The 21,372-nt window shown below is 61.2% G+C and carries 14 protein-coding genes and 3 pseudogenes; 13 read left to right on the forward strand and 4 right to left on the reverse strand.

Translation table 11 applies throughout. From position 1 onward, the window contains the following. Window positions 1–539 precede the first annotated feature (539 nt). The 3 genes from ACVW1B_RS42755 (at window position 540) to ACVW1B_RS42765 (ending at window position 8,261) form a co-directional block, all read left to right on the forward strand. Window positions 540–1,106, forward strand: coding sequence for a hypothetical protein (locus ACVW1B_RS42755; RefSeq protein WP_141713704.1), 567 nt, complete (start codon window positions 540–542; stop codon window positions 1,104–1,106). Then, the gene (locus ACVW1B_RS42760; protein WP_253603974.1) at window positions 1,085–7,684 is read left to right on the forward strand and encodes a shikimate kinase; all 6,600 of its coding nucleotides are present in this window, start codon (window positions 1,085–1,087) and stop codon (window positions 7,682–7,684) included. Before ACVW1B_RS42755 ends, ACVW1B_RS42760 begins: the two co-directional genes overlap by 22 nt. Window positions 7,685–7,874: 190 nt before the next feature. Then, window positions 7,875–8,261, forward strand: a complete 387-nt coding sequence (locus ACVW1B_RS42765; protein WP_253588048.1) for a transposase — start codon at window positions 7,875–7,877, stop codon at window positions 8,259–8,261. Window positions 8,262–8,350: 89 nt separating this feature from the next. On the opposite strand, the pseudogene ACVW1B_RS42770 reads toward ACVW1B_RS42765, so the two are convergent. Further along, window positions 8,351–9,684, reverse strand: a pseudogene (locus ACVW1B_RS42770) (IS5 family transposase). Between the two features lie 168 nt (window positions 9,685–9,852). Here ACVW1B_RS42770 and ACVW1B_RS42775 point away from each other — a divergent pair. The 4 genes and pseudogenes from ACVW1B_RS42775 to tnpB form a co-directional block, all read left to right on the forward strand. Next, a pseudogene (locus ACVW1B_RS42775) lies at window positions 9,853–9,984 on the forward strand (IS630 family transposase); the annotation flags it as partial. A 221-nt stretch (window positions 9,985–10,205) separates the two neighbouring features. Further along, window positions 10,206–11,231 (forward strand): annotated as a pseudogene (locus ACVW1B_RS42780) (IS110 family RNA-guided transposase). Between the two features lie 335 nt (window positions 11,232–11,566). After that, window positions 11,567–11,860 (forward strand): hypothetical protein, encoded by a 294-nt coding sequence (locus tag ACVW1B_RS42785; RefSeq protein WP_253588047.1) that lies wholly within the window; start codon window positions 11,567–11,569, stop codon window positions 11,858–11,860. Window positions 11,861–11,888: 28 nt separating this feature from the next. Next, a complete protein-coding gene (gene tnpB, locus ACVW1B_RS42790; RefSeq protein ID WP_375167301.1) occupies window positions 11,889–12,059 on the forward strand; it encodes an IS66 family insertion sequence element accessory protein TnpB in 171 nt (56 codons plus the stop codon). Here tnpB and ACVW1B_RS42795 read toward each other — a convergent pair. From ACVW1B_RS42795 to ACVW1B_RS42805, 3 genes are all read right to left on the reverse strand, one after another. Then, entirely contained in the window at window positions 12,032–12,601 is a 570-nt protein-coding gene (locus ACVW1B_RS42795; protein ID WP_456822994.1) for a hypothetical protein, read from the reverse strand. The genes tnpB and ACVW1B_RS42795 overlap by 28 nt on opposite strands. Then, window positions 12,585–14,120 carry a recombinase family protein gene (locus ACVW1B_RS42800; RefSeq protein WP_456822995.1) on the reverse strand — a complete coding sequence of 512 codons (1,536 nt, stop codon included), beginning with the start codon at window positions 14,118–14,120 and terminating at the stop codon, window positions 12,585–12,587. The genes ACVW1B_RS42795 and ACVW1B_RS42800 overlap by 17 nt, the downstream gene beginning before the upstream one ends. A gap of 176 nt (window positions 14,121–14,296) precedes the next feature. After that, window positions 14,297–14,599 carry a LexA family protein gene (locus ACVW1B_RS42805; RefSeq protein WP_309144994.1) on the reverse strand — a complete coding sequence of 101 codons (303 nt, stop codon included), beginning with the start codon at window positions 14,597–14,599 and terminating at the stop codon, window positions 14,297–14,299. On the opposite strand from ACVW1B_RS42805, the gene ACVW1B_RS42810 reads away from it, so the two are divergent. The 6 genes from ACVW1B_RS42810 to ACVW1B_RS42835 all read left to right on the forward strand — a co-directional run bounded on the left by ACVW1B_RS42810 (window position 14,598) and on the right by ACVW1B_RS42835 (window position 21,342). After that, a protein-coding gene (locus tag ACVW1B_RS42810) for an IS630 family transposase (RefSeq protein ID WP_069280104.1) occupies window positions 14,598–15,720 on the forward strand; the annotation gives its coding sequence in 2 pieces (ribosomal slippage) (window positions 14,598–14,987 and window positions 14,989–15,720; 1,122 coding nt in all). The genes ACVW1B_RS42805 and ACVW1B_RS42810 overlap by 2 nt on opposite strands. A gap of 387 nt (window positions 15,721–16,107) precedes the next feature. Continuing rightward, complete coding sequence (gene tnpC, locus ACVW1B_RS42815; RefSeq protein ID WP_253609788.1) at window positions 16,108–17,667, forward strand: IS66 family transposase; 1,560 nt, start codon at window positions 16,108–16,110, stop codon at window positions 17,665–17,667. Window positions 17,668–17,696: 29 nt separating this feature from the next. Next, window positions 17,697–18,287 (forward strand): UPF0149 family protein, encoded by a 591-nt coding sequence (locus tag ACVW1B_RS42820; RefSeq protein WP_253588043.1) that lies wholly within the window; start codon window positions 17,697–17,699, stop codon window positions 18,285–18,287. A gap of 40 nt (window positions 18,288–18,327) precedes the next feature. Next, window positions 18,328–18,588, forward strand: coding sequence for a hypothetical protein (locus ACVW1B_RS42825; protein WP_253636007.1), 261 nt, complete (start codon window positions 18,328–18,330; stop codon window positions 18,586–18,588). Window positions 18,589–18,708: 120 nt separating this feature from the next. Further along, window positions 18,709–19,200, forward strand: coding sequence for a hypothetical protein (locus ACVW1B_RS42830; RefSeq protein ID WP_253588042.1), 492 nt, complete (start codon window positions 18,709–18,711; stop codon window positions 19,198–19,200). Window positions 19,201–19,995: 795 nt separating this feature from the next. After that, on the forward strand, window positions 19,996–21,342 hold the full coding sequence (locus ACVW1B_RS42835; RefSeq protein ID WP_253603970.1) for an IS5 family transposase: 1,347 nt from the start codon (window positions 19,996–19,998) through the stop codon (window positions 21,340–21,342). Window positions 21,343–21,372: the final 30 nt, after the last annotated feature.

Raw genomic sequence — 21,372 nt, forward strand, 5'->3', positions numbered from 1 at the left:
TTCAGATGCTTCATACTCGCGCAGCGCGCAGCGCGCCAGCGGTGCAGGCCGATTTGCCGCTCCTCCCGCCAGCGCACATCGACTCTTTGGGGCTGCGCTGCATGGCGTAATCGGTGGGAGCCGTCGTCGTTTCGGCTCCTTGCCGGGATCCGGCTCGTCGCGATCTGATAAGGAAGTGCGTCGCGACGATCCAGAGGCGGAAGGCTCGCTAGGACGCTCTCTCCCATCGCACGGCGGAGACGGACCAGAAGTGGGACACGTCCACGATGTGCCCACGCAGAGTGTCCTAGGCCCAGGCCCGCAGCGACCTTATGGAATTTACAGTGGGAGACCAGGTCGAAACGCGGGCGCCTCGCATCCGCGTGGCGAAGAGTTCTGGCGCGACGATAGAGAGGCTCAAAGCTCGCACGTGGGTAGACGCCCGCCGGATACGCCGTCCGTGTCTGAGCGAGGTAGCAGACCAGGAAGATGGCGCGTCGCCGACGCGCCTGCGCAGCCAATCGAGCGTGAAGGTGCGGAACGAAGCGATCGTACCTATAATGGCGCAGCAAATCAGGAAACACGCCTGGCGCACTCTGATGGCAATCAGTGGCGTGCCGACCGAACGGCTGAGCGCTCGCAGAGAGGTGGGCTCCCGCCAGATACACCATCCGCCTCCGAGCGGGGTGACAGGCCAGGAAGCTCGCGCATCGGCGGTGTCGCTGCGCAGCCAATTCAGCCTGGAAGCTCGGAGCGAGCCCATCGAACTTATCGTGGCGCAGCCAATCTGGAAGTTGCCCCGTCGTCTTCGGATGGCGACCGTCGGCGCGCCGATCGCGCCGGCGGGCTGGCGCCGCATGGCCAATCCATCTCTGACCGAAGTGGCGGACCAGGAAGGCAGCGCATTGACGATGTCGCCGCGCAGAGGGTCCAAGGTGCGAGCTCCGAACGACCGTATGGATCCTATCTTGACGGAGTACCTGGGGGAGCAAGCTGGCGTTCAAGCGGCGACCACTGGCGAGGCGATCAAGCCGCTACCAGCTCGCAGACAGATGCGCTCTCTCGACATAGGCAATCCGTGCCTGACCTGGGTGCTGGACCAAAAATGCAGCGTATCGAAGATATAGGCGCCGAGAGCGTCCGGGCTGCAAGCTTGGCGCGTCCTTATAGACGTGCGGATGAACTTAATGCAGCTCTGAGGGACCTTGATCACGTTCGCGACATCCGTGCGTTCTCAACTGCAGTGGTGCAGCATGACAAGAGGCTGCGAAAGGCGGACCGGGAGGACCATGAAAGGTTTCTGGAAAAGGCCGCCGTTGATTTCAAGACTGAATTCGTTTCGCGCCTGGAGGAAAACATCCGCGCCGGGCGATCATGGGGGTACGCCACAACATGCAACGTGGTGAGCCGAGAGGCCGGTGGTCGTGCAGGTGTGGAAGCTTGCAGGGCCTTGGCAGCTCGGCTGTCGCAGCTGGAAGATGCGTTAATAACGAAAGTCGACCCTAATGCGCTTTCGCTCTTCGCATTATCGTTTGGTCGGAACCTCCGGGCGGCGGAATGCCGCAATGGGGCGATCAGAATCGCCCGCGAGGTCTGTGACGGCGGCCGCCAGCTCGCTCGTTTTCATGAGCAGGACCTGGCGAACCTGGTGAACGGTTTCAGCAAGTGGCCGGGCCAGGACGATGCCGGCCGGGCCGTCCTCGCAATCGCCCGTGAGGTCTGTGACGACGGCCGCCGGCTCGCTCGTTTTAATGAGCAGGAGCTGGCGAACCTGGTGAACGGTTTCAGCAAGTGGCCGGGCCAGGACGATGCCGGCCGGGCCGTCCTCGCAATCGCCCGTGAGGTCTGTGACGACGGCCGCCAGCTCGCTCGTTTTAATGAGCAGGACCTGGCGAACCTGGTGAACGGTTTCAGCAAGTGGCCGGGCCAGGACGATGCCGGCCGGGCCGTCCTCGCAATCGCCCGTGAGGTCTGTGACGACGGCCGCCAGCTCGCTCGTTTTAATGAGCAGCAGCTGGCGAACCTGGTGAACGGTTTCAGCAAGTGGCCGGGCCAGGACGATGCCGGCCGGGCCGTCCTCGCAATCGCCCGTGAGGTCTGTGACGACGGCCGCCGGCTCGCTCGTTTTCATGAGCAGGAGCTGGCGAACCTGGTGAACGGTTTCAGCAAGTGGCTGGGCCAGGACGATGCCGGCCGGGCCGTCCTCGCAATCGCCCGTGAGGTCTGTGACGACGGTCGCCAGCTCGCTCGTTTTCATGAGCAGGACCTGGCGAACCTGGTGAACGGTTTCAGCAAGTGGCCGGGCCAGGACGATGCCGGCCGGGCCGTCCTCGCAATCGCCCGTGAGGTCTGTGACGATGGCCGCCAGCTCGCTCGTTTTAATGAGCAGGACCTGGCGTACCTGGTGAACGGTTTCAGCAAGTGGCCGGGCCAGGACGATGCCGGCCGGGCCGTCCTCGCAATCGCCCGTGAGGTCTGTGACGACGGCCGCCAGCTCGCTCGTTTTCATGAGCAGGACCTGGCGAACCTGGTGAACGGTTTCAGCAAGTGGCCGGGCCAGGACGATGCCGGCCGGGCCGTCCTCGCAATCGCCCGTGAGGTCTGTGACGATGGCCGCCAGCTCGCTCGTTTTAATGAGCAGCAGCTGGCGAACCTGGTGAACGGTTTCAGCAAGTGGCCGGGCCAGGACGATGCCGGCCGGGCCGTCCTCGCAATCGCCCGTGAGGTCTGTGACGACGGCCGCCAGCTCGCTCGTTTTCATGAGCAGGAGCTGGCGAACCTGGTGAACGGTTTCAGCAAGTGGCCGGGCCAGGACGATGCCGGCCGGGCCGTCCTCGCAATCGCCCGTGAGGTCTGTGACGACGGCCGCCAGCTCGCTCGTTTTCATGAGCAGCAGCTGGCGAACCTGGTGAACGGTTTCAGCAAGTGGCCGGGCCAGGACGATGCCGGCCGGGCCGTCCTCGCAATCGCCCGTGAGGTCTGTGACGACGGCCGCCGGCTCGCTCGTTTTCATGAGCAGGAGCTGGCGAACCTGGTGAACGGTTTCAGCAAGTGGCCGGAAGACGAGGACATTTGCCATTCCGCAGCCGTGGTCGCGGGTGAGGTCGGTCGCCGCGCGCTCTCCGATTTCACGCCGCAGCAAATGGCACATCTGATAAATGGCTTCAGCAAGTGGCCGGACGACCCGGCGTGTCACCGGGCGGTAGTGGACATCGCGCGCGGACTAGGCCGGGGCGGTCAACGCTTCGGTACCTTCACGACGCCCGAGTTCAACATGATCGCCAATGCCCTGGGGCGAGGTATCACGAGAGGGGAAGACGCGGGAGAGATCATAGAGACCGCTCTGCTGAAGGATCGCTTACATCAGCTGGCCCATCACCTTCACTACGACAATGATCGGCTGGAGCAGAGCGATGTTCTGACTATCGCCACCATTTTCAAGGCCTTGGCGAAGGCTCGACTATTCGAAGATCTTGGCTCGCTCGCCTCGACCGGGTTGGATCGGCTCAACGAATTGCATCGTGCCCCTGGTTTTGCCGCTGAGAATAACCTCGAAACCATGGGCAATCTCTGTGCCGCGCTGGTGCCGCTGGCGCGCAGCCCGCACCTGCGCTGGCACCGCAGAGTGGCTCTCCACTTGCTGAACGATGTCCAACCGATCGTGGAGCAAAAGATCGAGGCACACTTCGATGCGAGCGCGGCAGAGCGCATCCGTGGGCCGCGCGCGAGTCGCAATCCTGCCCTCTCGATCTATCAGATGCTCAAGGCTCGTGCAGTCCTGGCGAACATGTTCAAGCGACCGGTTATCGAGGGCAAGAAGGCAGATTTGCGCAAGAGGCAGCAAGAGCTGCGGCACGGTACCAAAGAGATCCTGGCCGGCACGCGCGACCTCATCCAGGGCGATCTTTCCAACATGAGCTGGAACCTGATCGCACAGATCGAGGCGGAGAGCCCGGTCGATGCGCTCGACACATTCGTCGAGCAAAACGCGGCAACGATCCGGGACAAATATCCTGCGTCCACATTCGATGTCCACGAGGTATTGCGAGCCATGGATCACGAGCCGAGGCCCCCACAGGGCGAAGCGGGTCTGATGCGGTTGCCGGTGGTGGACATGCAAGGACGGCCACTGGCCACAGAGCCCGAGACACGATACTCGATCTTTCATCGGCTGACCTCAGGCGCGATCGAGGTGGTCGCCGTCCAGCTGCCGGCAAAGCCGAGCGCCCTCATGCTGGCGCGCACGCTCACCTACAAGGGGGTGCCGTACCGCATGGACCTGTTCGGCGGCAGCAAGTTGAAAGCACCAAGACCGACCGTGCTCGAAATCGCCGCCCATACTCCAGGCGGACCGGCAGCACCGTCTTCGGGGGGAAAACTGCTCGCCATTCCCTATGCCGAAACCGCGCCGGGGACGTCATTCGAGAAGCTGTTGCGGGCCTGGGCCCCGTTCAAGGAAGCCTATTGGTATACTCAGCGCAGGGGGTTTGCGGCGCCACCCGCAATCAAGGATCTGGGCCCTCACGATTACGCGCTGGAGGGCGCCTTCAAGCTGTTGCTGACGCCAGACCGCCCTACCAACGAGGAGCATCCGTTCAAATTGACTGGACCGGAAGGCCCGATTGCTTTGCGACCGCATGATGGCTGTGGCTTTATCAAGGCCTCGCTCGCCGAACGTATGCTCGCTATTCGCCGGGCCGGCCCCCAGGAAGGCCCCGATCGAATGCCGGCCTATGGTGAGGGAAGGAGATCGTCCGTTCCTGCCTCGGCGTTGCAACATTATCCGCGCAGTGAGCAGGTGGCCGACGAGGCTCGCGAAAAGGCCAAGAGCTGGCTGGACAGCAGAGGAGGGGAAAGCCTGATAGGCGAGCAGCTGTTTCGCATGGTGACGGCAGGCCACATCGATGCTCCCGGTGGCGTTGCCGTCCCGTCCAGTGATGATTACCTCCATGTGCCGAAGTGCAAGAGTGAGACGTTAACGGGAACGGGGGGCGTGCTGATCGGGCGATCTCCCTATGACAAGCCTAACCTGCGCCCACTCGCCGCCGAGCGAGTCAGGTCGGCAGCTGACGGGGATCCGACTGCGGCATTCCTCGATAGATGCGTGGCCATGCAATACAGTTTCAGTGTCGCCCAGAAGTCGCAGGAGGAGCTGGCGGCCGACGACCCGAGCTTCTTTGCCAAAGGCATTCTGATCGTGGTGCCGGATGGGATGTGGCCGGCCAACTACGCGGACCGCGGGCTGGTGATGTCGGCCGAAGACGTCAAGTGCCATTCGAGCTGGACCGAGCGCAAAGACCGTGCAAACGTAGACACGCCGGTCGACTGTGTGGGTATCCTGCAGGCGACCGAAGTGTTCGCTCCGGGGTCGTTGGTCGCCGTCCCGACCGGCGAGCAGAAAAAGCTCGACGGCGACTTCGACGGGGATACCGTCGTTATCATCGGCGATCGGCCGCAGCTGTATGAGCATGTTCGCCAGTTCGATGAGAAGGAACAAGCTCGCGGAGTTCGCTCGCTCAAGCCGCCGAAGTCGTATACCCCGGCGATCGAGGGCAACAATTACCAATTCAGTCGTGCCAGCCAGATCCTCGCGGCGACGCGGAACGCGTTGGAAATTTATAGCGGCCTGCAGCGGAGCTTTCTGGCGCAATCCCATCAAGCACGGCGTTGGTTTGCTGAGCGCGCGGTTTTTGGAACTTACGAGGGGTTTCATCACGAACTTCAGCGCGACATCCGTCAATTGCTGACCAAGGAGCAGGTGAGCGCCCAGGATGTCGAGCACATGCTCGATAGAGCGAGGCCCGAGATCAAGCTTGCAGACCATGCAGTCGCCCACGAAATTGCCGAGTTGCTCGTCAACGACCTCGAGGCGTGGGCAGCGAGCACAGCTGAGCAGATGCTGCCCGAAACATCCGAAAGCGTGAGCGACACTAAACTGACTGTGAGCCCAGCGCTTGCGGAGCTTTTCCCAAGCCTGGCGGAGACTTATCCGGCAGCCGCTCACCCACGCGACCGCATCCAGTCCTTGCTCGACCACTATCCTCCGCGCATCACTCCGCGGCCGGATGGGTACATTGCCGATGACCTCGTGCAAAGCGCGAGCAATCTTCTGAGCCTCGGGATCAAGGTCGGAACGGACGCCTTCAAGTCCGACACGAGTGTCCAGCTCTTCATGAAGAAAAGCGAATGGCTCCAGGGGCTCCTGCAGCAGACGCCAGGCCTGAAGTCCGTGCCCTATGTCAAGAGCATGGCGGCGACCCTCAACCACGGACGGTTCAATGTCGACACGACCCTGGAGGATCTGAAGGACAATCCCACATTGGCAGCTTCAATCATGGAGGCCTCTATTCATCTTGCTGCGGAGAAAGGGATTCTGCCTGGCTTTGGCCGACAGCCTGCCGAGGCTTCTGCCATCACGTTGACGCTAACTCGCGAGCAGGCTTCAGAGCGCGCCCAAATCGAGGTCGCGCGCGCCGCAGCCGAAGAGAAGGAGATCACTGTAGCAGCACGTCAGGTTGCCAAGGACCTTGAGCTGTTGGGCATCGATGTGAAGATGCCCCATCTCGACCGTCGGTTAAGATCGGAAAGCTCCCTCAGAGACCAACTCATGGAGGTGAATGATGCCCCCGAAGGCGCCTCACTGCTGATCAGCAGCGCCGTGCGCCATGTCTTCGAAGTGCCCGACAAGGATTTTGCACGTGCCTTCACGAAAGGCATTCTGGCGTTTGAGGAGCAAGGCTACGCCGAAATCAGCACAACCAACTGGTTCAGGATGAGCGCTCCGACGTTTGTCGGCATGAAGACTGTGCTCGCCACGCCGGATGGCTACCGATTCGAGGCGGAGTTCCATACGCCGGGCAGCTACAAGGCCAAAATTGCCAATCACGACACGTACAAGGAACTCCAGCGACGGCGCAGAGGCGATGCACCGGATCCCCGTAAGATGGAGCAGCTCGCCCAGCGCGTGCGCGAGGTCTGCAAAGAAGTTGCGATACCGGAGGGTGTCAGAAACATTCCCCACTTTTCGATCGAAGGGGCGCGGACAGCTGGCGTCGGCGCAACCCTCGGGTTGCGATCTGCCCAACAGACCGCGACGCCCGAGCGATCACCGACTGCAAAGGAAGTTGTCGCTGCCCTCGACGGACGGCCGATCGTGCTCGTCGGCATGCCCGGTTCCGGCAAATCCACCATCGGCCCGTTTCTTGCGCGTCGACTGGGGCTGCCCTTCATCGACACCGATAAAAAAATCGAGACGACGGCTCGCATGCCGATTGCGGAGATTTTTGCAACCAAAGGGGAGCAGTATTTCAGGGACCTCGAGGCGAGGTCAATCGCAGAGTTTCTCGAGCGGGGGCCGGTGGTGCTGGCCACCGGTGGCGGCGCGTTCATGCGTGAGGAGACGCGGCACCGCGTCGCGGAGAAGGGTGTCTCGATCTGGCTCAATACCGACGAAGGTGAGATCAGGAAACGCCTTAGTCGTGACACCGCCCGCCCGCTGTTGCAGACCGAAGACCGGAAGGACAAGATCACGCAGCTGATCAGCGAGCGCTCGCCGTTCTATCAACTTGCCGATCTCACGATCGTCCCCGGTCAAAAACGTGACAACAAGAACGCAGATCAATGTGTGGCCGCGCTGCGTGCCCACCTTTGCGGCGAAGGGGGCGCGGACCGGACACCGGCCAATGTCATGGGAGCGGCACCATGACCTCGCCGCTCACAAGGTTGATTGTCGATATCGCCCCGAGGGATCGAGCCGAACAGTCTCTTCGCCTCGAGCGGGATGATCGGCGTCGTATCCACGGCTCTAGAGCATGTTGTTTTTTCGCAGAATCGGGATTCCCAGCGGGAGCGATTTCTGATTCAAACTCCGTGCTGGAGAACGGCGGCCAGCATGGATGACGCGACCCTATTCAGAAGACCTTCGTGAACGGGCTCTGGCGCGAGCTGATGCAGGAGAGACAGTTCGTTCGATTGCAGAGGCGCTTCAGATCAGCCCGTCCTGTGTAACGAAGTGGAAGAATCTGAAACGGGAGACTGGGGGCGTTTCGCCCGGCAAGATCGGCGGTCACAAGAAGCCGGTTCTGTCCGGTGCCAATGCTGATTGGCTGCGTAAGCGCGTTCTCTCGGGACCATTCACTTTGCGGAAGCTGACACAGGAACTGGCGGCGCGCGGGATCAAGACCGATGTGCGGGCGGTGTGGACGTTTGTGCATGCCGAAGGGCTGAGCTTCAAAAAAAACGATCCTGCCAGTCGAACAAGATCGCCCCGACATCGCCCGTAAGCGGACACGCTGGAAGGCCCATCAAGGCAAGATTGACGCTTCACGCCTGATCTTTAGTCGTTCGTGAAGAACTGGCGCCGGCGCCCGGCTCAAGCGGTGTTTCGAGCCGGGAGGGTCTCGAAGAAGGCTCGGATGATGACACGCAAGAGCTCTGCGAGCCATCGCAGCAGCAGGCCGAAGTTATAGCCGGCAGCGGCGAGAACAGCGTTGATGCGGTCGCCGAGGCGTCCCTTGAGATAATTTCTGTCCATGCGGTGCTCGGCCTTGACGTGGCCGATGACGGGCTCGACAGCCGCGCGACGCTTCATCTCGCGACGGATGGAAGCTGTGACGCGGCGGACCTGACCCGAGATCCAGACCCTGAACCGATGCGGGTGGTTGTGACCGCGATATCCTTTGTCGACGTGGATACCGCGAGCCTCCACCCCGGTGAGCTTCTCCATGTCGGCGATTACGGGACCGAGCGTGTGCCCATCGAAGGGATTGCCATGCAGCGCCTTGGCATGGACCACGAACTGGCCGCCCTTCGGAGACGTCACAGGGGTGGCGATGCTGACCTTGCAGCCGAACTCGTAGGGCGCGCGGGCTTTACCCTTGCCGATGCACTCAACCTCCGGAGCATGTAACGCATAGACCTTCGGACCGCGCTGATGCTGATCCTGGCTGCGCACCTGCTGCGCTAAACCGAGCAACGGGCCGAAGCGAGCTTCCAGCACCGTATCGCCATCAATCTTGCGGCGGATGTCGCGGATGATCCGGCCAAGCCGTGTCCGCAGGAACTTGAGCTGCCGCCGGGCGCGTTTGAACTGGTGGGCGTGGGTATAGCGGCCGGTCATGATGGCGGCGCGCTTGGCCAGGCGCAGATAGCTCTGGCGTAGCGGCACACGGTTGCGCTTGGCGAGCCCGACCAGCTTGATGATTGCTCGATGCAGGAGCCGCGCGTCGGTCGGATGCGCAACCGCCTTGGGCTGCACCGTGGTATCGACCACCACGCGCTCCAGGTCCTTCGGGCCGAGGGCGCCTGTCTTGTGCGCCACCGACAGACTTTCCTGGATTAGCGCAACGAGCTGCTCCTCGCCGAGCCGCTGCCGCCAGCGCGTCATCGACGATCGATCGAACGGCAGACGGTGGCGGAAGCTCAGCTCGCCGCAGAAGTATTGGTAATAGGGGTTCTCGATCCAGCGAGCGCACAGCACCTCATCTGACAGGTTGTGCATGTGCTTCAAATGAACAGGCCGGCGACTAGCCGCCTCGGCAAGCCCGGCTGTCCCGACCCTGCTTGGCACACCGAACTGAAGCGCTCATTCAGGATGTTCCAGTCGATCAGCGCTGCCAACCGCACCAGCGGATGACCCATGTCGATGATCTGATCAAGCGCCGGAAGCAACAGGTCTTTCTGGCGATCATCCCGCGGCTTGCTCATCGCATTCCCCAATGTCGACGACGCTGTCAGGGAATCACGAATCACCCAAAAGCAAAATCTAAAACGCAAGAAAGCGAGGTCCAATACCCCGCTTTCCTGCAAAATCGAATACTACATCAAGACCAATTCTGCTTATTTCTCAAGTCAATCCGCATTCTTCACGGACGACTCTTTATCGACGAGACCTGGATCAAGACCAATATGGCGCCACTGCGCGGTTGGGGACCGAGTGGACAGCGGCTCCAAGCATCCGCGCCTTTCGGTCACTGGAAGACCATGACTTTCATCGCAGCGCTGCGGCACGTATAGCGCGACAATCTGGGTGGGAAGCCGGCGACAATCAGGATGAAACTGCGCCGATGGGGACGGACCGAAGGGAGGGCGCAAGAGGGAATCGATGCCTTGCCTGGCCTGCACATCACCGACCACCCGATGAGACGGGATGGTTGCCGCCCTCCTCGATGGCATCGATATGTGCCAAAAACGTGTTGTTTGATCACAGCGAATAGGACGGCAAATTGATGGATACGGTGATTGGGGTAGATCTGGCGAAGAATGTCTTCCAGCTCCACGGCGCATCAACAACTGGGCATCTCAAGTTTCGAAAGAAGCTGTCTCGGCCACAGTTCAGGAAGTTCACGGCGGAGCACTTAACGGCAATGGTGGTGATGGAAGCTTGCGGCAGCGCTCACTATTGAGCACGAGAGATGGTTAAGCTCGGCCATGAAGTTAGACTGATCGCGCCGCAATACGTGAAGCCTTTCGTGAAGCGCCAAAAAAACGACGCGGCTGATGCCGAAGCAATAGTAATCGCTGCACAGCGCCCAGAGATGCGCTTCGTCGAGCCGAAATCGGAAGAGCAGCAGGCCAGAGCAATGTTGTTTCGGAGTCGGCAGCGGCTTGTTCGTCAGCGTACTGATTTAGTCAACGCATTACGTGCTGCTGTTTACGAATTTGGTCATACCGTCCCACAAGGCATCGAACAACTTAAACGCATTGCCGCAATCCTCAAGGAGCCGAACGTCGATCTGCCGGAACTAGTTCGGGAGGAATGCTGGAGTCTCATTGATCAAATTACCCAGAAGACGGAGCGGATTAATGCCAAGACAGAGCAACTCAAGAAGTTGGCGGCGCGGACTGGAGCGGCGCGCCGGCTGCAAACAATGCCAGGAGTCGGTCCGCTGACCGCGCTGGCGATCGAGGCTTTCGCGCCCGACATGACAACTTTCAAATGTGGTCGAGACTTCGCAGCTTGGCTCGGCTTAGTCCCGCGGCAACATTCCTCCGGAGGAAAGGAAAGGCTTGGGCGCGTTTCGAGAGAGGGACAGGCGGACATTCGCCAATTACTTATCGTGGGGGCTATGTCGCGATTGAACTGGCTGGGGTGCAAGTCGATCCCCAAAGGCTCATGGCTTGCGCAGATTCTCGTCAGGAAGCCACGCATGCTGGTGGCGATCGCCTTGGCGAACAAGATGGCTCGGGCGATTTGGGCCATGCTCATCCGGAAGGAGGACTATCGACATCCGACGCAGGCCGTGACGGCATGATTTCATGCAGCACTGAATAGCCTGGGTTGGTGAGGGGGTGTGAGAAGTCGACGACCCGAATGGGCGTAATGATCGAACAGATCTGGATCAGGAAAACCAGCTAGAGCCAAAGAGCCATTGTGCTCGGAGAGGCACGTCGCGCGGGAACTTGAAACGCGTACGGGTGGCCCGGGTTTAAACCGGTCGCTATCCGAAAGACAATGTCCCTCCCGCGGTCGAAGCACTTCGCAAGCTGGCTGGGCATTGGCCGGATCGAGAACTCGCCGTCTCGCTCAATCGGATGCTGTGCAGAACCAGCGACGGAGAACACCTGGACGACCGTGCGAGTGCGCGACATGCGTGAACGGCTCGGGCTACCGGAATATGACCCTAGCAAAAGCGATGGGAAGTTCATCAGCCTCGCCAAGGCCGCCGAGCGCCTCGGCATATGCCTTGGGTCGGCGCGAACCTTGGCTGAAAAGGGCGTCCTGCCAGGCACACAGATCATGAAGGGAGCACCATGGCTTGTACCAGTCGAAGTCCTCGACACCGAAGCGGTTCGGATAGGAGTGCCGAAAGTGATCGAGCGACGCCCGAAAATTTTTGAAGACTATCAATATGATAGAGTTGTCCGTCTTCCCGGCATCTAACGGAGTGATGCTTTTTGAAACGCAGTGGATGGACAGAGTGAAGCTTCTGGCGTGGGACGGCAGCGGCATGGTGTTGGTAACGAAGTGGTTGCACCAGGGGCGTTTCACCTGGCCGCCGATCCGCGACGGCGTTGTGCATCTCAGTGCGACGCAGCTTGCAATGCTACTCGACTATCCATGTGAATGCCCCTCCTCGTAAGGCTCAGTGATTCGGATATCTAGATGATCGAGCTCGTGATTGCGGAGTTTTCGAACAGCCTCAACTACGCGCGACGTGTTGGAGAACAGGTGCGCGCCGGAAGGATGACGATCGATCAAAAGGCGCCCCTGCCTGATCTGAACGTACAGCCAGTTCACCGGAATGTTCAATACGCCCGCGAGTTCCTGTGCGCTGAGCAAGTCGGGTGAATGCCGCCATCGCGTGCGTTGCTCGGTAAGCCCCTTGAGGCCGGCCTGGAAGCGAATGCGCTGGACAGTGATCGGCAGCACCCTGTCGGGGCATTTTGGTGACCGGTGTCCTTCGCCCGTCAACATGGCGGCGATCTCGTCGTCGTGCATCTTGGTGCGGGCGAGCTCGAGCACGCGTTCTCGCATCTCAGCGCCCTGCGTGAGATTTTCTACTGAGTTGACACGCATCTTTACCTCGATCTCGGTGACGGCTCCGCCGCGCCACACGATCCTCACCCTGACGACGTCATGCTCGCCACGATCGAGGATTACCTTGTCAATGAGACAGCGCAACAGCGCCTTGCGTTTCGCGTCGGTCGTGCTCGAGTCCGTCCAGATCGCAGGAAGACGGCCGGAGAGGTGGACGACTTTGTCGTTCAGCGTCTTGTAGCCGACGGTGATCTGAGCGATAGCCTGGGGAGACTTCAAACGGGCCAGGGCCTCCTCTGCCGCTCGGGCCTCCTTCCAGAGCCGCCTCCCAACGGCGCTCGAGCTCGGCGGCGACGAGCCGGTTGTCAGGATCGACGCGGTTGAACTGACGTTCGGCGAGTGCTGCTTCGTAGCGCCGGCGCTCGAGCTGCTGCTCGGCATTGCTTCGTATTGCTTTGTACGTCTGTTGCTGAGCGCGACGAGCGCACGAAGCGTCGATCTCGGCCGGCGCCAGCGCCGTGAGGAACGCTTGCGCCACGGCGGCGTCGACGCGGGGAGCGCGGATGTATTGGCACGCCGGCAGCCCCTGATGTGAACGCAGGTGATTGCAGACGTACTCGGCGCCCCCCTTGTAGCGAGCGTACATCTTGTGACCGCATCTTCCGCACCATGCGATGCCTTGCAGCAGTAGTTCGCCCTCACGTGGAGCCCCTCTGGTCTTGTTGCGCATGTATTCTGCTCGGTTGTCGCTGATAAGGTCCCTGATCTTCTCGTAGCTTTGCCAAGCGATATAGGCCGGATAGCGGTCCTTGACGATGATCCGCCACTGCCCGATCGGCTTCGGCGCCTTCGTCGGCGATCTTCCGTCCAAGGGTTTGCGCAGTCTTGTCCGTCCGTAGACGAACGCGCCTGCATAGGCAGGATTCTTCAGAATCGCCGCGACCGCGGATGTCGTCGCCCGCGCCCAATGCAGGTCCCCGTGGCGATTGCGGCGCGGCAGCTCCAGACCGCGGTGGTTGAACTCACGCATGACCTTGGCAACGGTACGCAGTTTCAGGAAGGTCTCGAACAGCAACTCAAGCCGTTCCTGCACCTCCAGGTTCGGGTCCTTGACGACGACGCCAGAGGGATCACGGACAAGGCCGATCGGCAAAGTGAGCGCAAGCTCGCCGCGCTCCGCCTTGGCGAGAAGACCAGCCGTCAATCGACTACGTATCGTATGGAGCTCAAGCTCCGATATCGTCCCTTTTAGGCCGAGCAGCAATCGGCCATTCGCGCTGCCCGGATCATAGACGCCATCACGGTCGGCAATGAGGCAGCCGTGCAGCCCGCAGATATCGAGCAGCGGATACCAATCCGAGCAGTTGCGGGCGAGACGCGTGACGTCGATCGACAGGATCAGACCAACCTCATTAACCCCAACACGTCCGACCAGTTCCTTGAAGCCGCTGCGCTGAGCCGCCGACGCCCCACTGATGCCGAGATCAGCGTCGATGACGTCGATGCCAGCTTCGTGCCAGCCGAGCTCGATCGCGCGTTGGCGAAGCGCGTATTGCAATCGCAGGCTTTCTTGGTTGGTCACAACCTGATGGGTCGTCGACTGCCGGATGTACACGACCGCGCGTCGCGCCAGGTGTATCGGCTTGACGAGCTCGGATTTCATGACTTGCCTCCGCCAGCACTGCGGCGACCTCGTTGACGATTTGGCGCTGCAGTGCCGTTGGCAGCGTGGCCCAAAGGTCTTTCGGGTCGATTGGCATCGTGTTCGAGCTGCTCAACCAGAGTGGCCAGATCGTCTAGTGGCTCTGCACAGTGATTTTGACGGGTTGCGTCTGGCGGTCAGAGTAGCTCCGGCAGGTGTTTTGGATCAACGAGGACCTCGATACTGCGAGGGGTCCTTGGCTGCCGTCTGATGAGGCCCTCCCGTTCCAGCGTCAGCACCATCTGGTGAACCGAGGGCGGGCTAACGCGGAAGTATTCCCGCATGTCGGTTTCGGCCGGGGGTCTGCGGTGCAGGCGCGTGTAGAGGTGGATGAAGGCCAGGTACTGCCCCTGTGTGGGCGTGAAGGGTTTTGCCGAAGGACTCACGCCGGCCATCCGATTCAGTTGTTGGTGCGTGCCTCGAACACGGAGGCATGCCATGAATGTACGCTATCGGGTCGACCTCAGCCAAATCGAGCGCACGGAACTCAAGGCGCTGCTCAGCGGCGGCAAGCATGCGTCCCGTAAGCTCAAGCGCGCGCAGATTTTGCTGGCTGCCGACACCGGCGGCAGCGATGAGGAGATCGCGCGGAGCGTCGGCGTGGGCGGCTCGACCGTGTACCGGACCAAGCGCCGCTTCGTGGAAGGCAATCTGGAGCGGGCGCTGAGCGATGAGCCGCGGCCCGGAGCGGAGCGCAAACTCACGGTCAAGGAAGAAGCCTTGTTGGTGGCGACGGCCTGCGCCAGTCCGCCAGAAGGCCGGGCCCGCTGGACGCTTGAGCTGCTGGCAGGTGCGATGGTCAAGCTCACCGAACACAAGAGCCTGTCCGCATGAGACGGTTCGGCGGCGCCTGGCCGAAAATGGCCTCAAGCCCTGGCGCAGGGACATGTGGTGCATTCCGCAGATCGACGGCGAATACGTCGCCCGTATGGAGGACGTGCTCGACCTCTACGCCGAGGCGCCAGATCCCAAGCGGCCGGTGGTGTGCTTCGACGAAAGCCCGGTGCAGCTCATCGGCGAGGCGCGTCAACCGATTCCGGCCGAGCCCGGCCAGCTCGAACGTTACGATTACGAGTACCGTCGCAACGGCACGGTCAATCTCTTCGTATTCCTCGACGTGCATCGTCCCTGGCGCAAGGTCAAAGTCACTGAGCGGCGCGCGGCTGAAGACTATGCCTCCTGCATGCGCGACCTCGTCGACATCCATTATCCCGACGCCGAGATCATCCGGGTCGTCCAGGATAATTTATCGACCCACTCCGCCGGCGCCCTGTATCAGGCCTTCCCGCCCGCCGAAGCCAGGCGGATTTTGCGACGGCTCGAGTTCCACTACACGCCCAAGCACGCAAGCTGGCTCAACATGGTCGAGATCGAGATCGGCGTCCTGCGGGGCCAGTGCCTCAATCGCAGAATCGACGCCCCCAAGCGGTTGCGCCGCGAAATCGCCGCTTGGGAACGGAAGCGAAATGCCGCCCGCTCTCGCATCAAATGGATGTTCACAACAGACAAGGCCCGCACCAAAATGGGCCGCGCCTATCCCGCGCCTTCCAAAGAGTCATAATCACTGTGCAGAGCCACTAGTGCCTCGACGCTCAGCTTCGTCCGACTCTCCATCGACATCCGTGGTTCGGTTGCCACGACCGGAATCAAAAGGCTGGCACCGTCTCGATATTCGACCTCGTACGAAAGCGGGAAGCCGCCGCCGCGATGGACTGAACGGCGAATGACGCGGAATGTGCGGCCAAACAACGGATGCGTCGGTTCGCACACTGTAACCTCGATGGCAGGTGATTCGTCAGACTCCCCAGAGGGGATATTTCGATGTGCCCTCGCTCGACGGGCTCGAGTGGACGCGTGTGTCGCCCAAGCCTGTGAAGCAGCCGGCCATTGTCGGCTGAGAAGTGAGGATTTCACTGGAGCATGGGTCGCACGGATGTATCGTCTGGTGATGGCGATTCGCCCCGACACTCTCCCGACCGATCCGGCAGCTCTGACCGAGATGGTGCTCGCGCTTGACGCTGAGAACGAGACGCTGCGCGTAGCAATGCAAACATTCAAGGACATGATCTTCGGGAAGCGCTCGGAGCGGCTTGCCGCGCTCGTGGCCGAGCAGCTCGCGCTTGAGCTTGGCGATCTTGAGACCGACGTCACGCCGCCTGCAGCTGCCAACGACGATGCAGCTGCGGCAAAGCCGCCCGGCAAGCCACTGCGGAAGAAGGCGCGCCGCAACATCGGCGCGCTTCCAAAGCACCTGCCGCGCTGTGAGCATGTGCTGGAGCCGGAGGCGACCGCATGCCCGTGTTGCCAGGGCCAGCTTCACAAGATCGGCGAGGACGTCAGCGAGGTGCTGGACATCATCCCGGCGATCCTGCGGGTGCTGCGGACGGTCCGTCCCAAGTACGGCTGCCGCCGCTGCACCGATGGTGTGATCCAGGCGAAGGTGCTGCCGCGCCTGATCGAGAGCGGCATGGCTTCGACCGCACTCGCGAGCCACGTGGTAGTCTCGAAGTTCGCCTGGTATCTGCCGCTGTACCGACAGGTGCAAATTCTGGCCGGCCAGGGTGTCCATCTCGACCGGGCGACGCTTGCCGGCTGGGTGAAGCGTGCGGCCTGGTGGCTCAGGAGCCTCTATGCGCTTCAGCTGCGCACGATCCAGACCGCGCCGCGCCTGTTCTGCGACGAGACGCCGATGCCGGTGCTCGATCCCGGACGACATCACCCGCGCATCTGCCAGTTCTGGGCGCATGCCATGGATGACCGGCCATGGGGCGGTCCCTCGCCGCCGGTGGCCTACGTGTTCGCCGACGGCCGCGGCACGGCGGAGATCGCCAGACAGTTGATGGGCTTTTCCGGCATTCTACAGGTCGACGGTTATGCCGCCTACAAAGCGCTCGCCCGCGATCATGGCGGCGCGATCCAACTCGCCTTTTGTCTCGCCCACGCCCGCCGCAAATTCGTCGAGGTGTATAAGACGACCCAGTCGCCGTTCGCGCGCGAAGTGATCGAGCGCCTGCAGGCGATCTATGCCATCGAAGCAGAGATCCGTGGCAGCAGTGCCGAGCAGCGGCTGGCCACCCGCGGCACCAGGTCCGCTCCATTGATGGAGGCGCTCAGGACGCGCCTGACCGCAATGGTCGGCCAGCTCTTCTCCCAATCGAAGCTGGCGGAGGCCATCAACTACGCACTCAATCACTGGGACGGGTTGACGCTGTTTCTCCGCGACGGCCGTGTCGAAGTTGACAGCAACACAGTCGAGCGTTCCATGCGCCCGATTGCGATGGGAAGACGCAACTCATTGTTCAGCGGCAGCGAAGGCGGCGCCGAGAGCTGGGCGATCCTGGCGTCGCTCGTGAACACGGCAAAACTCCATGAGCTCGACCCGCAGGCCTACCTGACCGATGTGCTGGAGCGCATCGTGTCCGGGCGAACCAAGAGCCATCAGCTGCACGAGCTGCTCGCCTGGAACTGGAAGGCGGCGCGCCGGCACACACCGCAGGCAGCGGCATGAGCCCACGTCGCCATAAGGCAGGATCATCGATGGCGTCAGCCGCGATGTCGCTTGCGGAGCTCGAGCGATGGCTCCAGGATCGCGTCGATCGCCATCCTGCCGCCACCAGCATTCCCATGCTCGACGGCTATACCGCCGCGATCGTGGCCGGACCGGTGTCAATGAGCCCGCTCGATTGGATCTGCCCGCTGCTCGCGATCGATGCCGACGCTTTCAACCATGGCGGCACGCCGGAGTTCGCCGCGATCTCCGCCGTCGCGCTGCGCCACAACGACATCAGCAACACCCTCTCGACTGCCCCCGATCGGTTCGAGCCGATGCACCGGCGCGACCCCAGCGGCAACATCGATGCGCATCCCTGGTGCCAGGGTTTCTATGCCGCGATGCGGCTCAGACTGTCGGCGTGGGCGCCGTTGCTCGACGTCAACAACGTCAATCACGGCCTGCTGCTGCCCATCCTGCTGCATTGCCGCGACGATCAGGCCCGTCCGCCGCTCGGACCGCCACGAAGCGGTCGCAAAACCGAGGATTTCCTCCGTAACGCCTACCTCGATATGCCAGCCGTCGTCGAGGCGCTGCGCCAGCACTGGATGCCCATCCGCTACGCCCGCGACCGCTAATCATCGCGGACGTGGGAGCTCATACCGGTTACACATGGCCTTGGCGGGCGCCTACATTCTGTTCGATGAGGCCGGCGGCGAATTTGCCTTCGATTGCCTCACTGGCTCCATTCTTGGAGCCTGCCACGGCGATACCGTCGAGTTCGGCTGCCAAGGAAACGACGAAATGGAGCCAGCCGAGGGTGATGGTTGGGCCGAACTAAAGGATGACGGCTCACTCGAAGGGGAGATCTGCCTCCTCAACGGTAACAACATCCCATTCATCGCGCGCCGTTCAAAGACTTCTTCAACACCCTGCTAGATCGCGGAGGAGACCCTAGTCCCAGCGCCGCCGCTTCAGTGGTTGGCCGGTGGGCCGTCAGTTTCTCGAAAGTTTGCAGGAGTAGAGACTTGCTCAGGCGAGCTTGAACCTGAGGCTAACATGGACCCGCAAGACTTTGATTCATTTAATGTAGCAGCTTCGTTGCAGGTGCAGCACGCGGTTTCCGAAGCGCCGCAGACGGACGAGGCCGGACAATTTGAGCAGCACTTGGCCGAGGCAAGCCAAGCCGCTCCTATCGCCAGCAGGGGTCCTGCTTATCCCTATCTGTCTATGGAGGACCGGAACTCTATTGACAGCCTGATTGCTAAATATGCGGCTCAGAAAAGCCCCAAACCTGAAACGGTTGAGATTAATACTCAGGCACTTCGTCGACTGGTGAATGATCTTCGCGCTCGCGGCCAAGAGGCCAAACTGACCGATTACAAGCGCCTGCTCGACCACGCAAATACTTACTTGCCAAAAGATAAACATATCAAAAGAGCGCTGAGCGTTCTTCGTACGCAACTTCTGACGGAAGACCGGAAGCTTATCGATAGCCTGATCTCTCAATATGCGGCGGAGAACAACTTAAGCCCAGGCACGGTTCAATGAGGCACTTCTTCGACTGGTTAATGATCTCCGCGGTCGCGGCCAACCGACAGATCTAACGGACCACGAGTTTCTGCTCGATCACGTAAATACTTACTTTCCGAACGACGGACATGTGAACGCAGGGGTGAGGGTCCTTCTTGCGCATGGCTTAAACCGCGACTACTACCCCAATCTTTTTCGAGAAGACCGGGACCTGATCGATAATGCGATTGCTCAATATGTGGCTCAGACAAACCCGGCACCTAAAACGGTTCAGCTTTATACCAGAGCACTTCGTCGGCTGGGGAATGATCTCCGCAGTCGCGGCCAAACGACCGATCTAGCGGACCACAAGCCCCTGCTCGATCACGTAAATACCTACTTTCCAGACGACGCACATGTGAACGCAGGGGTGAGGGTCCTTTTTGCGTATCATGGCTTAGACCCCAACTATCCCAATCTTTCTCCAGAAGACCGGAACCTTATCGATAGTGTGATTGCTCAATATGTGGCTCAGAAAAACCCGCCACGTACAAAGGTTTTGTGTTATACTCTGGCACTTCGTCGGCTAGGCAATGATTTTCGCGCTCACGGCCAAACGATCGATCTAGCGGACCACAGGTCCGTACTCGATCACGTAAATAATTAGTCGTCCGTGAAGATCGGCTAAGCAATTGAGCTAGAATCGCATTTGTCGTTGCGGACTGTTTTGCGATTGCAGGATTTTGAAGCTTCGGGCATCGGAACCTTGCAATTTCATTTTCAGAATTCCGTCGAATCGCCAGTCATGATTCCGTCGGCGCATCGGAGGTGGCGATGCGACCGAAGAAGCACAGGACGACGGGATCGGGCGATCTGTTCCGGGCCAGGCTGGACCAAATCATCAATATGAAGCACGAGCTGGTTCAACTCGCCGGCAAGGTCGATTGGGACGGGATCGACGGCGAGATCGCGCCGCTCTATAGCGAGAACGGTCGGCCGGGCATCGCGACCCGCTTCATGATCGGGCTGCTGTTGCTCAAGCACATTTACGGCCTGTCCGATGAGGGGCTGTGCGAGCGCTGGGTCCACGACCCGTATTTCCAGTACTTCACCGGCGAAGAGTTCTTTCAGCACGCGTTCCCGCACGAGCGCTCGGACCTGAGCCACTGGCGCAAGCGGCTCGGCGACAAGCTGGAACTGTTGCTGGCCGAGAGTTTGCGGGTGGCGCACGAGACCGGCGCGTTACGCAGCCAAGACCTCAAGCGGGTCACGGTCGATACCACCGTGCAGCCGAAGGCCATCACCTTCCCGACCGATGCCAAGCTGCTGCACGCGGCGATCAAGGGGCTCAACCGCCTGGCGAGGAAGCACGGGGTCAAGCTGCGACAATCCTATCTTCGCATTGCCAAGGCCGCGGCAATGATGGCTTCCCGCTACGCCCATGCCAAGCAATTCAAGCGGCATCAGCGGCAGTTGCGCATCCTGCGTAGCCGACTGGGCCGGATCATCCGCGACATCCGCCGCAAGATCGAAGGGCAGGAAGCGCTCGAGAACGCGTTCGCACTGCCGCTCAGCCGGGCCACGCAGATCCGTTCGCAGCAGCAGCGCCAGCGCGGCTGGAAGCTGTATTCCTTCCATGCTCCGGAGGTGGAGTGCATCGGCAAGGGTAAGGCCAGCGCTCCTTACGAGTTCGGGGTGAAGGCCTCCATCGTCACCAACAACCGCCGTGCTCCTGGGGGCCTGTTCGTGCTGCACGCCAAGGCGCTGCCCGATAACCCCTACGACGGTCACACCTTGCGGGACGCCATCGACCGCACCGAGACACTCACCGGCTGTGCGATCGAGCGCGCCTATGTCGACAAGGGATACCGCGGCCACGACGCGCAAGATCCCCGTCGCGTCTTCATCTCCGGCCAGAAGCGCGGCGTCTTCGGTGTCATCAAGCGCGAGCTGCGCCGCCGCTCCGCCATCGAGCCCATCATCGGACACCTGAAGGCCGAAGGTCACCTCGGCCGCCGCTACCTCAAGGGCCGCCCAGGAGACGCCGCCAACGTCGTCCTCTCAGCCATGGGCCATAACTTCCGCCGCATCCTCGCCTGGCTCAGGAAGCTCTTGCGCTTCATCCTGATCGCTCTTTGGCCCGCCTTCGCAACCCCAGTCGCCCTCGACCCCGCTTGTTAACGGACGACTAATGTTCCTGGCTGCTATGCT

This window comes from Bradyrhizobium sp. USDA 4502, from assembly GCF_054063355.1.

What these genes read in the sequence shown, in the direction of transcription:
- ACVW1B_RS42800 (WP_456822995.1), bottom strand. Translation starts at nt 14,120, where the DNA reads ATGAAATCCGAGCTCGTCAAGCCGATACACCTGGCGCGACGCGCGGTC.
- tnpC (WP_253609788.1), top strand. Translation starts at nt 16,108, where the DNA reads ATGGCGATTCGCCCCGACACTCTCCCGACCGATCCGGCAGCTCTGACC.
- ACVW1B_RS42755 (WP_141713704.1), top strand. Translation starts at nt 540, where the DNA reads ATGGCGCAGCAAATCAGGAAACACGCCTGGCGCACTCTGATGGCAATC.
- ACVW1B_RS42785 (WP_253588047.1), top strand. Translation starts at nt 11,567, where the DNA reads ATGCGTGAACGGCTCGGGCTACCGGAATATGACCCTAGCAAAAGCGAT.
- ACVW1B_RS42805 (WP_309144994.1), bottom strand. Translation starts at nt 14,599, where the DNA reads ATGGCATGCCTCCGTGTTCGAGGCACGCACCAACAACTGAATCGGATG.
- ACVW1B_RS42835 (WP_253603970.1), top strand. Translation starts at nt 19,996, where the DNA reads ATGCGACCGAAGAAGCACAGGACGACGGGATCGGGCGATCTGTTCCGG.
- ACVW1B_RS42820 (WP_253588043.1), top strand. Translation starts at nt 17,697, where the DNA reads ATGGCGTCAGCCGCGATGTCGCTTGCGGAGCTCGAGCGATGGCTCCAG.
- ACVW1B_RS42765 (WP_253588048.1), top strand. Translation starts at nt 7,875, where the DNA reads ATGACGCGACCCTATTCAGAAGACCTTCGTGAACGGGCTCTGGCGCGA.
- ACVW1B_RS42830 (WP_253588042.1), top strand. Translation starts at nt 18,709, where the DNA reads ATGGACCCGCAAGACTTTGATTCATTTAATGTAGCAGCTTCGTTGCAG.
- tnpB (WP_375167301.1), top strand. Translation starts at nt 11,889, where the DNA reads ATGGACAGAGTGAAGCTTCTGGCGTGGGACGGCAGCGGCATGGTGTTG.
- ACVW1B_RS42760 (WP_253603974.1), top strand. Translation starts at nt 1,085, where the DNA reads ATGCAGCGTATCGAAGATATAGGCGCCGAGAGCGTCCGGGCTGCAAGC.